An 11,916-nucleotide genomic window follows, 5' to 3' on the forward strand; every position below is an offset into this window, starting at 1 on the left:
GATGATTTTGCGGATTTCAGTGATATATTAACTAACGGGGAAGCTGGTCGAGCTTATAACCTTTGGTACCAAACCATACCACTACAGCAAAGCAGATCAGCGGTACGACGTAGGCCATCTGGATATTGGAGATATCGGAGATATAGCCCATCAGCGGTGGACAGATGGCACCACCAACGATAGACATTACCAGCAAAGAAGAGCCGAATTTAGTATCTCCCCCTAACCCTCTTAAACCAAGAGAGAAGATGGTAGGGAACATGATAGACATAAAGAACGGCACTGCCAGTACGGCCCCGATAGCAATGTTACCTTTGGTAGTCATGGCCAGCAATATCAATATCACATTGATTAATCCATAAATGGTAAGCAGGACCTGTGGTTTCACTTTACTCATGAGGAATGTACCGAAGAAGCGACCAATCATAAAGCCCAGTCCGGCAACGCTTCCCAGCAGGAATGCGGCTTCTTTTTCCGGAATACCGGCGGAAAATTTAGCGAAGCGGATGAAGAAGGCGTTGACACCTACCTGCGCGCCGATATAGCAAAACTGCGCTACTACAGCGGCAATCAGGTGTTTATGACGGAAGATGGAACCTTTGCGTCCGGTGTTGTCTGCCTGCTCATCTTCCACCTCCTGCACTTCCGGCATTTTGGTAACCATGAATAAGATACTGATGAGCAGTACTACCAAACCTATAATTAGGTAAGGTGTTTTAACCGTAGCAGCTTCGCTGTGCAGGTAAGCCTGCAGCTGATCCTGTGTCATGGCAGCCAGTTCTTCCTTCGAGTGTTCGGTACCGGAGAGAATGAATTTCAGCCCCAGTAGCGGCCCTACTATCGCACCTACTCCATTGAAGGATTGTGCGAGGTTAAGGCGGATGGTAGCTGTTTCCGGTTTACCAAGGATGGTTACATACGGATTGGCCGCTGTTTCCAGGAAAGTGAGGCCGGAAGCGATTACGAACAATGCCGCAAGAAAAGCCAGGTACTGACCACTGTTGGCAGCCGGTATAAACAGGAAGGCCCCGGCAGCATACATCAGCAGGCCAAAGATGATCCCTGCTTTGTAACCGAATTTGCGCATCACTGCACCCGCAGGCAACGCCATGAGGAAATAGGCAGCAAACACAGCTGAATCAATAAATGAAGATTGCAGGTCTGTAAGCTGACACGCCTTTTTCAGGTGCGGGATGAGTACGGGACTGAGGTTGTGGATCAGCGCCCATAAAAAGAAAAGACTTGTTACCAGGATAAAAGGGAACAGATAGTTCTGTTTTTTCCCTCCAGCAGGAGCTGTACTGGCATAGGTGGAATTACTTACTGCGCCTCCGGCCATAACGAGTTTTTGTGATCAGTGAATGTTTGATTTGTATCAGTTGAAAGTGCCTAGCTGATGGATCTGTCGAGGTGCGTGTAACCTCCGTCAACATAAAGAATCTGTCCGGTTGTATGAGATGATCTTCCGGAGAGCAGGAACACGGTGGTGTTGGCGATTTCTTCGGAAGTGGTCATTCTGGTTTCAAATGGAATTTTGGAAGTAATGGCAGCCAGTTTTTCTTTTGGATTAGGGAGAGAATTAATCCAGGTTTCGTATAGTGGCGTCCATACTTCAGCGGGGATCACGGTGTTAACGCGGATCGAGTAAGGCAGCAGTTCCACCGCCCATTCGCGGGTAAGCGCGTTGATAGCTCCTTTGGAAGCTGCGTAGCCGGAGGTGTTACCCTGGCCGGTGGTGGCTACTTTAGAGCCGATGTTCACGATATTACCTTTGGTAGTTTTCAGGTAAGGCAGGGCGTAGTGGGCCAGGTTGTAGTAGTGCGACAGGTTATTTTGCAGCGATTGCATGAAGCGCTCCGGGCTGCCGCTTTCCAGTCCTACGCCATCGTTAGCGCCGGCATTGTTTACCAGTCCGTCGATTTTGCCGTAGGCGGCCACAGTAGCGTCGATTACTTTTTTACAATCTTCCACTTTTCCCAGTTCGGCCTGTACAGCCAGGGCTTTTCCACCATCTGCGATGATTGCGTTAGCAGTTTTTTCGTTGTCAGCAGCGTTGCGGCCAGCGATCACGGCGATGCCGCCTTCCTGTGCAATAATGCGGCTGATAGCTTCTCCGATTCCTTTAGCTCCGCCTGTAACGATAATCACTTTATCCTGTAATCCTAAATCCATTGTACTCAATAATTATAAATGATAGAATGCGATGGCGTTGCCACCCATTATTTTTTGTTGTTCAGCCGGGGAAAGAGTGCTGAAGTAGTTGGTAACGATATCCTTTACCTCCCCATATTCGGCGGCCAGCAGGCACACGGGCCAGTCGGAGCCGTACATTAATCTGTGGGCACCAAAGGCATCCAGCACCACATCCAGGAACGGCTGAAAATGGCCGGGTTCCCAGTTGTTCCAGTCCGCTTCGGTTACCAATCCGCTCACTTTACAGTATACATTGGGCGAGGCCGCGATTTCGCGCATTTGCGCTGCCCATATCTCTATATCACCAGATTTAAAATCGGGTTTAGCCAGGTGATCAATTACCAGGCGCTGGTTCGGGAATTTTTTCACAAACTCCACCACAGCGGGTAACTGTTTCGGGTATACGAGAATATCGTAAGTAAAATCATATTGTCCAAGGGCCAGAATCCCACGGCAAAAATCATCCCTCAGCAGGAACATGGGATCTGGTTCCCCCTGTACAATATGACGAAATCCTTTGAGGAGCGGAAACTGTGCGTAGTGCGCCAGTTGCTCCTGTATATCGTGGGAGCGGAGGTCTACCCAACCTACTACTCCTTTAATAAAATCATGTTTGTTGGCGAGGTCCAGCAGGAAGGCGGTTTCTTTTTCCGACTGATCTGCCTGCACGGCCACGCAGCCGTGAACACCGTGCGCTTCCAGCACTGGTTGCAGGTGTTCCGGGAAGAAATCCTTGCGGATGACTTCCATGGTCTCATCTATCCAGGCGTCCTTTACAGGATCATATTGCCAGAAATGCTGGTGAGCATCAATGATCATAACGAGTATTTATAAAAAACGCCACGCAGTACACTAATACAGGCCTTACGCGGCGTTTTATATCTTATAAGGAAAAAATTCTGTCCATTATCACCCACTTCTCTCCTGGTTTGGCTACGGGAATGGCCTGCTGATATTTCCACATCAGTTGTTCCCATTCCTGCACCTTAGGATTGGCGGCATCCATGGCACCTTTGCGCTCAAATGAAAAAGTAGCGTCGGTATCCATGATCATGAACAGGCGGTTGCCGGCACGGTAAATTTCCATGCTGGTGATACCGCTGTCGGTGATGCTTTTTTTGATCTCCGGCCATACGTCCGCGTGATAAGCTTCGTATTCGCTGATCAGCTGCGGTTCATCAACCAGGTCCAATGCCATACAATATCTGTTCATACCGGTTATTTGTAAGCTACCGCTGTTTGTTTGGAAGAACCCAGTCCGTCGATACCCAGTTCAATTACATCTCCCGGTTTGATGTATACCTGTGGGTTCATGCCCAGCCCTACACCGGCAGGTGTTCCTGTGGAGATGACATCACCAGGGAGCAGGGTCATAAACTGGCTCAGGTAAGAAACGAGGAAAGGCAGTTTGAAGATGAGATTGGCGGTAGTACCGTCCTGCATGGTTTTACCGTTAACGGTGAGCCATAGGCGCAGGTTGTTTACATCCGCAATTTCATCTTTGGTAGCGAGCCATGGACCCAGCGGTGCGAAGGTATCATTACTTTTACCTTTCACCCACTGACCACCTCTTTCGAGTTGGAAGGCGCGTTCGCTATAGTCGTTGTGCAGGCAGTAGCCGGCTACATAATCCATTGCATCCTTCTCGTCTACATAGCTGGCTTTTTTACCGATTACCACGGCCAGTTCCACTTCCCAGTCTGTTTTTTCGCTGTTACGTGGAATGATCAGGTCATCGTTAGGGCCTACCAGAGAGGAAGTACTTTTGAAAAATACGATTGGTTCAGCAGGTATCTGTGCGTTGGTTTCTTTCGCGTGATCTGCGTAGTTCAAGCCTATACATACAATTTTTGAAGGGCGCTGTACAGCAGATCCGAGGCGGGTACCGGCAGGAACCTGCGGGCAGCCGGAGCCGTTGGCAGCCCACCAGGTGGCGAGGCGGCTGAGGCCATCTGTTTCAAAAAATTTCTCTCCAAAATCCTCACCAAATGCACTTACATCAAACATGCCGGCATCTGTTACAACACCTGGCTTTTCGGCACCTGGTAAACCAAACCTGATAAGTTTCATTACGCTGTTTTTATTGTTTTGCTATTATTTTATTTCTTTCAGATGTTCCACCTGCAGGTGACCATCTTCTACTTTCAGGTCCATTACTGCGTCCAGCTTACCGTCTTTTTCCATGGAGAAGTAGACGTGATCCGGGGTAGCAGTTTTCTGAATGGTAGCTTTGTATCCTTTAGGAACCGGCATGGTCATGGTTTTATTGACGCCTGCAAATTCCACGTAGAGTACTACTTCTTCAGGATTTGTTCCTGGTTTGATTTCCACAATGAAATCCTCAATGATTTTTGCGGACTGAATATTTTTCCGGTAGCTGGTAAGGATTTCACCTGAATGGGCTACTTTACCGAGGCCCTGTACATTTTCCATGTATAACCATACTGGTTTAGGCGGCACGGTGGCCCAGAATATTTTCAGCGCACCGTTGCTACTGTCGACGCTGGCATGGTAGTAACGTGGTGCGCGGTTAGGCTTTACTACGCCGATATAGGCGCTGTTGGGCTTATCCCATGCTACGCGGATCACATCTTCGTCACTGCCTTCCTGGAGGATGGCCTGTTCAAAAGACTTTTCTTTTACTTCTCCGTTAATCTCAAATTTGATCACTACCTGGGCAGTATCTTTATTTCTGTCTTTGAGTGTTACAGCTACTTTACCTGCGGCCGTAGCAGGCGTCATAGGTATGGAATCCGATTGCTGTGCGGTGCCTTTTCCTGATTGCTGGGCATTATTACAGGCGGCAGTAAATCCTAAAGCGGCAATCGCCAGATAAACGGGAATTCTTTTCATGTATATCATTAGTTTGTGATGAATAAATATAGGCAATCGGGCCAAAGTTACACTCATCACATTAAACTTTTTAGTTATTCAGACGAATAAATCCACCGTCGATCGGATAATCGCAACCGGTAATGAATCCGGCTTCGTCGGAGCAGAGGTAGAGGGCCAGGTTACCCACTTCCGCAGGTTTGGCCATACGTCCGATAGGCTGGGTTTTGCTCAGTTTTTCGAACATTTCTGCTTCTTTGCCTGGGTAGTTTTTAGCGATAAAGCCGTCTACGAACGGTGTATGTACCCTTGCAGGAGATACGCAGTTGCAGCGGATATTGTCGCCCAGGTAGTCTTTTGCCACGGATAAGGTCATAGTGAGCACGGCTCCTTTACTCATAGAGTAAGCGAACCTGTCAGGAATACCTACGCTGGAGGCGATGGAAGCGATATTGAGGATCACGCCGCCGCCTTGTTTTTTCATTTGACCTACTACTGCGTACATACAGTTATAGGTACCTTTCACATTCACCTGGTAAACGCGGTCGAAATCCTGTTCTGCGGTGGAGTCCAGCTTACCCACGTGGGCAATACCGGCGCAGTTTACGAGGATATCCAGTTTTCCGGCAGATTGGATAATATTATTCATTACGGCAATTACTGCGGCCTGGTCGGCCACATTGCAGGCGTGTACCTGTGCTTTGCCGCCATCGGCAATAATTTCAGCGGCAGTACCTTTACCACCTTCTTCGTTCAATTCCAGGATGTGTACCTGTGCACCCTGTGCGCCAAAACTTTTTGCTATCGCCTGTCCTATACCGCTACCACCACCGGTGATAACTGCCACTTTATTATCTAATCTGAACAGCTCCATTTTTTATAGAATTTAAGGGTTCTAAAATAGGATTATATCCGAGTGTATTGCGACTGTATTTTCGCTGTCTGTTGTATTTTATTAACCTTTTTTGTGGAAAATAAGCCTTTTTTGAGCTAAATATATGGATTGTAATGATTTTGGCTGCTTTCATTCGTATTGCCAATGACACCTTCGGTGTCATTGGGTGGGTTCCGCGCTGTGCGCGGTAGGCACATCTAACATTTTAATTAGCTTTGATTTATATTCTCATCAACATGACTTTAAAATCTTTAATTACGATTGTATTAGCCACAGGATTTGCCATTCATCTCCATGCACAAAACATTCCCCTCAATAAATACGGCCTTGCTGTATTACAGGATAAAAAACAATACGAGCAACTGGTAAAAAAGGACAGCACTCAACAGTTGGTAAACCTGGAGCAATACATTCCGGGTATCAAAAAGGATGTACGGTATGCTACCACCAACAACTTTACACATCAAAAATTATATAGCTCCACTGCCATCTATCTCCGCAAGCCCGCAGCAGAAAAACTGAAACAGGTACAGGCCATATTGAAAAAGAAAGGATACGGGCTGCTGATTTATGACGCTTACCGACCTTACCGCTGTACGGAGCTGATGTTTAAGATTGTATCCAACGATTTGTATGCGGCCGACCCAAAGAAAGGATCAGGACATAATCGTGGTGTAGCTGTAGACCTGAGTATGGTGGATCTGAAAACAGGAAAACCGGTAGCTATGCCAACCGATTTTGACGACTTCACTCACAAAGCACATGAGAACTACCAGCCATCAGATCCTACGGTGACGGCTAATCGTAAATTATTGCGTGATACGATGAAGCAACTGGGATTTAAAGGTAGTCGTACGGAGTGGTGGCATTACTATCTCCCGGATTATAAAAAATACCCACTGATGGATATTGTGTTTTAGGAATTTTGCTGATGCCTTCGGCATCAGCCGGGGAGTTGCGCGCTGCGCGCGCGCAGTTAAACGGTAAAATTCTAAGGGTGATAATTCACCAACACCTTATACTCCGTTTTCGGAAAGCCAGTGCCCTGATCATCAGCATTAATCCAGGAAACGGGAAAGCCATTTTTATTGAATTGCATGTTGGTAGTGGTCCAGGTAAGCGTCACCACCTCACCGGTATAGATCAACGCTTTAGTGATGTTATTTACCGACAACATAGTTGGTTCAGCTGGGCGCAGCCAGGCGGTTAATTTAAATGCCGCGTTGGGCGATTTCCGGTTATCATACTCATATGCTTCCTTAGCAATCAGCACTTTACCGTTACTATCCACGGTGTAGGTGGCTACGGTGGTGATGTTGTCACCCGTCCAGGTGTATTCGTAGAGTATTTGTGCAACTGTTGCGCCTATACGGTAACATCTCACCGGCTTATGGTGATCATATACCAGCGAATCCACGATGCCGGCAGGAAAGGACTTAATCAGGACCGCATCGCCATCGGCCGAGTAGGTAACAGTGCGGTAATCCTTCACATTGCCGTTGGTGGTAAATTGTACCGGCCTGTTGCCCTCGTAAGTTACCCTTACGTCTTCATCGATTGTCCACCTTTCTCCCAGGTTCGTTTTCATCACTATCCGGCCTACCTGGCGTTGTGCATTAAACTCAACCGAGGTACTGTTATAGGGAGATGTAATGGCTACTGGCAGAGAATCTGCCGGGGGATAGGTCCAGGGATCGTTTAATAACGATAACCTTTCGTTTTTAGAGCAGGCAGTCAGGCACACTACGGTCAGCACAGCTACTATCGCCAGAAAATGATTTTTCATATAATTTTCAGTCGGAATATGAGTGATTTAGCATATACTACTGGTTGACACAGCAGTTGGCATATTTTGTATAGGTGTAATTCAGTGTGATCGTAACGGTAGCGAAAATAATAATAATTACCGGTATTTTACGGATACCTGCCTGGAAGTCACCATATTCACATCATCCCATACTTCCTCCTTCCATGAGGAGCGCAGGCCGTTGGACTGGTATTTCACATCCATCACAAATGTTTCCAGCGGCATGGCTGCCCCTTCCCGGTTAAACCAGGTGTTCACAACATTACCTGCTGACAAATAAAACCTTTTATTACGATCCAGCAGGCCCAATATGCGCAAGGATTTATAGTAGGAAGGCTGATTATCATACTGGTAGAGGTAAGTTTTAAAGTATTTCGGGACACTATCGGCCATGTAGGCTTCATCCACAGCCACCAGGTTTTGCTGCTGCCATTCCAGAAACTCTACGGTAGGGAAAGTTCCTAAGTGATAAATCGCTGAAATCCGCCGCTGGCTGTCGTACACCAATGAATCATAGTTGTTTTTAGTAACCAGGTCCCAGTCAATTTCCAGCAGTTCGCCGGCGGTGTTATAGCGGAGGTATACGGGCTTACCGTTAAAAGTAATCGTTCCGGGGCGGCCATTCGTATATTCGACGCCGATAGTATTTTCTCCAATGATCCTGCTGACATTCAGGTTATTATCATATTCGATGGTGGTTCTTTTATCCTGTTCATCGATGAGTACAGGCAGGGACGGTGCATTGGTAGCGGCTTTTAGTTCCGGGCGGGTACAGGCGCTGCTGCAGATAACAGACAACAGGCATAGGTACTTAAATGGATGCATTTTTTATACAGGTAATTAGGTATACCTGAAATATACGAAATAAAATGGCCGCTGATGCACTAAATCAGCGGCCTGAAAATTCAAACGTAAATCAATCGTTATGAATACTAGTAGATTTTATTCAATGCATCTACATAGGCATTTACAGAAGCGTTTACGATATCGGTAGAGTAGCCGAAGCCGTAGTAGGATTGCCCGTTGTACTTCACGCGCATATTTACTTTGCTTACATCCTCACTACCGCCGTGCATCGCCTGAATGCTGAATTCGTCCAGGTCGATATCATCCTTGATAATTTCGTGAATGGCGTTGATGGTAGCGTTTACCGGACCGTTACCTGCGGCACTGGCTTCTTTTTCCTCGCCATTTACCAGCAGTTTCACAGTAGCCATCGGGCGCAGCGGATCACCACATACTACCTGCAGCAAGGTTACTTTAATCCCTTTATCGTCATCATACACTTTATTGTCGCCATCCCCCATCAGCTGCATCAGGTCAGCATCTGAAACATCTTTTTTACTGTCGGCCATTACGAGGAAGCGTTCGTACACTTCGTCGAGGTTAATCTTATCCAGTTTATAACCGAGGCGTTCCAGGTGATGTTTGAGTGCGTGGCGACCGCTACGCGCAGTGAGGATGATGGAGTTAGAGTTGATACCTACATCTTCCGGATTGAGGATTTCGTAGTTTTCGCGGTGTTTCAGGATACCATCCTGGTGGATGCCTGAGCTGTGTGCGAAAGCGTTACGGCCTACGATCGCCTTGTTAGGCTGTACCGGCATGCGCATCATAGACGATACCATGTTACTGATTTCGTAGATGCCTTTGGAATTGATGTTGGTATAATAACCCAGTGTATGGTGTGTTTTCAAAATCATGGCCACTTCTTCGAGGGAAGTGTTACCGGCACGTTCTCCGATACCGTTGATGGTACATTCTACCTGGCGGGCGCCGTACTGGATACCTGCGATTGTGTTGGCAGTAGCCAGTCCGAGGTCGTTATGACAGTGTACAGAAATGATTGCTTTATCAATATTGGCGACGTTATCCACCAGGTATTTGATTTTAGCACCGTACTGGTCGGGCAGGCAATAGCCGTTGGTATCCGGGATATTTACGGTGGTGGCACCGGCGGCGATCACGGCCTCGATCATGCGGGCGAGGTACTCGTTATCCGCGCGGCCGGCATCTTCCGCATAGAATTCCACATCATCAGTAAACTTGCGGGCATATGCCACTGCTTTCACTGCACGTTCGAGAATTTCTTCGCGGGTGCTGTTGAATTTGTACTTGATGTGCATATCCGAGGAACCGATACCAGTATGGATACGGCCACGTTTAGCGAAGCGCAGTGCTTCAGCAGCCGCATCGATATCTTTGGTATTTGCGCGGGTAAGGGCGCAGATAACCGGTTCAGTGATTGCTTTAGAAATCTCTACCACACTCTGGAAATCGCCAGGGCTGGAGATGGGGAAACCAGCCTCGATGATATCTACGCCAAGTGCTTCCAGTTTCTTTGCGACCTCGATTTTTTCTACGGTTGTCAGCTGACAGCCTGGTACCTGTTCACCATCGCGCAGGGTGGTATCAAAGACGTATACACGGTTATTATCCATGATAGTGTAACTATTTTCGGTTTAGTAAGATTAGTTCAGGTTCTCCAGTACTTTCGCACCCATGGCGTCAGTACCCATGATAAAGTCGTTTTCAGTATGCTTGTTGGCGATATCCATTGTTCTGTAGCCCTGGCGCAGTGTAGCTTCCACGGCTTTGATAACGCGTTGTGATTCTGTTTTCAGGCCGAAAGAAATATCCAGCATGAGTGCGGCAGAAAGGATGGAAGCCAGCGGATTGGCGATACCTTTACCGGCAATATCGTGTGCTGAACCGTGAATAGGCTCATAGAAACCAACTTTATCTCCTACAGATGCAGAGGCCAGCATACCCATAGAACCGGCGATCTGAGAGGCCTCGTCGGTGAGGATATCACCAAAGAGGTTACCTGTCAGCACCACGTCGAAACGCTTAGGATCTTTGATCAGCTGCATGGCGGCGTTGTCGATGAACATATGTTCAGTTTCCACATCCGGATAATCTTTGGAGATTTCCTGTACTACTTCTCTCCAGAGGCGGCTTGCTTCGAGCACATTCGCCTTATCTACAGAGCAGAGTTTATTCCGACGGGTACGGGCAGCTTCGTAAGCCTTGCGGGCAATACGTTCTACCTCATAGCGATGGTAGATCATCAGGTCGGAAGCCGTGTTGCGGTCTTCTGTTCTTTTCTTTTCCCCAAAGTATACATCACCTGTCAGTTCACGGAAGAAGAGGATATCTGCTCCACGGAGAATTTCCGGCTTGATGCTGGAGGCTTCCAGCAGTTCATCAAATAATTTGATCGGGCGAAGGTTAGCATAGAGGCCAAGTTCCTTGCGGATTTTGAGCAAACCTTGTTCCGGCCTTACTTTCAGGGTAGGGTCGTTGTCATATTTCGCATGTCCGATTGCGCCGAACAGGATGGCATCGCTGTTTTTAGCTTTGTCCAGTGTACTGTCTGGCAGCGGTTCGCCGGTAGCTTCGATGGCTACGTGGCCCATGATTCCTTCGTCGAAATGAAAAGTATGGTTGTAATTTTTGGCAATGGTAGCCAGTACTTTCTGTCCCCAGGCTGTAACTTCCTGTCCGATGCCATCACCCGGTATAACTAATATTTTTTTATCAACGCCCATGTAGAGTGTACTTTATTTGAGTTTATGCTGTGTACTAAAAATTGAAAGGTCTGGACTGCTCGTATTTTTCGATGTCGCTGCGTAAACTGAGCAGGTAGTCGATATCATCGTAGCCATTGAGGAGGCAGGTTTTTTTATACGGGTTGATATCGAAGTTTTCCTGTTCACCAGTGGCTTTTATTTTGATGTACTGGCCTTCGAGGTCAACTTCCAGTTCGGCTTTCGGATCTTTCTCAATAGCAGAGAAGATTTTATCCAGGAAGCCTTCGCTAACGGTGATAGGCAGGATGAAGTTGTTCAGTGCATTGTTTTTGAAGATATCTGCAAAGAAGGAGCTCACCACTACTTTGAAGCCATAGTCGGCGATTGCCCAGGCAGCGTGTTCACGGGAGGAGCCGCAACCGAAGTTTTTGCCTGCTACGAGGATTTTGCCGGAGTAGATGGGATTGTTGAGAACGAAATCTGCTTTAGGTGTATTATCAGATTCAAAGCGCCAGTCGCGAAACAGGTTTTCGCCGAAGCCTTCCCTGGTGGTAGCTTTGAGGAAGCGTGCCGGGATGATCTGGTCTGTATCAATATTTTCGATCGGTACTGGTACCGCAGAAGAAACTAAGTGTTGAAATATCTTGCTCATTATA

The 11,916-nt window shown here is 47.4% G+C and carries 13 protein-coding genes; 1 reads left to right on the forward strand and 12 read right to left on the reverse strand.

Going from position 1 to position 11,916, the window contains the following annotated elements:
* Positions 1 to 31: 31 nt before the first annotated feature.
* The 7 genes from fucP to BUB18_RS00335 form a co-directional block, all read right to left on the reverse strand.
* Positions 32 to 1,339: an L-fucose:H+ symporter permease gene (gene fucP / locus BUB18_RS00305; RefSeq protein WP_073076925.1), complete on the reverse strand. Its 1,308-nt coding sequence runs from the start codon at positions 1,337 to 1,339 to the stop codon at positions 32 to 34.
* A 50-nt stretch (positions 1,340 to 1,389) separates the two neighbouring features.
* A complete protein-coding gene (locus BUB18_RS00310) occupies positions 1,390 to 2,172 on the reverse strand; it encodes an L-fucose dehydrogenase (RefSeq protein ID WP_073076927.1) in 783 nt (260 codons plus the stop codon).
* A gap of 12 nt (positions 2,173 to 2,184) precedes the next feature.
* Positions 2,185 to 3,012, reverse strand: a complete 828-nt coding sequence (locus BUB18_RS00315; protein WP_073076929.1) for an amidohydrolase family protein — start codon at positions 3,010 to 3,012, stop codon at positions 2,185 to 2,187.
* Positions 3,013 to 3,076: 64 nt separating this feature from the next.
* Positions 3,077 to 3,406, reverse strand: coding sequence for an L-rhamnose mutarotase (locus BUB18_RS00320; protein ID WP_073076931.1), 330 nt, complete (start codon positions 3,404 to 3,406; stop codon positions 3,077 to 3,079).
* A 5-nt stretch (positions 3,407 to 3,411) separates the two neighbouring features.
* Positions 3,412 to 4,263: a fumarylacetoacetate hydrolase family protein gene (locus BUB18_RS00325; protein WP_073076933.1), complete on the reverse strand. Its 852-nt coding sequence runs from the start codon at positions 4,261 to 4,263 to the stop codon at positions 3,412 to 3,414.
* Between the two features lie 24 nt (positions 4,264 to 4,287).
* The gene (locus BUB18_RS00330) at positions 4,288 to 5,046 is read right to left on the reverse strand and encodes a hypothetical protein (RefSeq protein ID WP_073076935.1); all 759 of its coding nucleotides are present in this window, start codon (positions 5,044 to 5,046) and stop codon (positions 4,288 to 4,290) included.
* A 70-nt stretch (positions 5,047 to 5,116) separates the two neighbouring features.
* On the reverse strand, positions 5,117 to 5,899 hold the full coding sequence (locus tag BUB18_RS00335; protein WP_218587973.1) for an SDR family NAD(P)-dependent oxidoreductase: 783 nt from the start codon (positions 5,897 to 5,899) through the stop codon (positions 5,117 to 5,119).
* 257 nt (positions 5,900 to 6,156) lie between these two features.
* Here BUB18_RS00335 and BUB18_RS00340 point away from each other — a divergent pair, with 257 nt between their 5' ends.
* The gene (locus tag BUB18_RS00340) at positions 6,157 to 6,840 is read left to right on the forward strand and encodes a M15 family metallopeptidase (protein WP_073076937.1); all 684 of its coding nucleotides are present in this window, start codon (positions 6,157 to 6,159) and stop codon (positions 6,838 to 6,840) included.
* Between the two features lie 71 nt (positions 6,841 to 6,911).
* On the opposite strand, the gene BUB18_RS00345 is transcribed toward BUB18_RS00340, so the two are convergent.
* The 5 genes from BUB18_RS00345 to leuD all read right to left on the reverse strand — a co-directional run bounded on the left by BUB18_RS00345 (position 6,912) and on the right by leuD (position 11,912).
* On the reverse strand, positions 6,912 to 7,706 hold the full coding sequence (locus tag BUB18_RS00345) for a hypothetical protein (RefSeq protein WP_073076938.1): 795 nt from the start codon (positions 7,704 to 7,706) through the stop codon (positions 6,912 to 6,914).
* A gap of 117 nt (positions 7,707 to 7,823) precedes the next feature.
* Entirely contained in the window at positions 7,824 to 8,552 is a 729-nt protein-coding gene (locus BUB18_RS00350; RefSeq protein ID WP_073076940.1) for a hypothetical protein, read from the reverse strand.
* 107 nt (positions 8,553 to 8,659) lie between these two features.
* Positions 8,660 to 10,168, reverse strand: coding sequence for a 2-isopropylmalate synthase (locus tag BUB18_RS00355; RefSeq protein WP_073076942.1), 1,509 nt, complete (start codon positions 10,166 to 10,168; stop codon positions 8,660 to 8,662).
* A 30-nt stretch (positions 10,169 to 10,198) separates the two neighbouring features.
* Complete coding sequence (leuB, locus tag BUB18_RS00360) at positions 10,199 to 11,278, reverse strand: 3-isopropylmalate dehydrogenase (protein WP_073076943.1); 1,080 nt, start codon at positions 11,276 to 11,278, stop codon at positions 10,199 to 10,201.
* A 34-nt stretch (positions 11,279 to 11,312) separates the two neighbouring features.
* Positions 11,313 to 11,912 (reverse strand): 3-isopropylmalate dehydratase small subunit, encoded by a 600-nt coding sequence (gene leuD, locus BUB18_RS00365; RefSeq protein WP_073076945.1) that lies wholly within the window; start codon positions 11,910 to 11,912, stop codon positions 11,313 to 11,315.
* Between the last annotated feature and the right edge of the window lie 4 nt (positions 11,913 to 11,916).

This window comes from Chitinophaga jiangningensis, from assembly GCF_900142605.1.
In the GTDB taxonomy this organism is placed as follows: Bacteria; Bacteroidota; Bacteroidia; order Chitinophagales; family Chitinophagaceae; genus Chitinophaga; species Chitinophaga jiangningensis.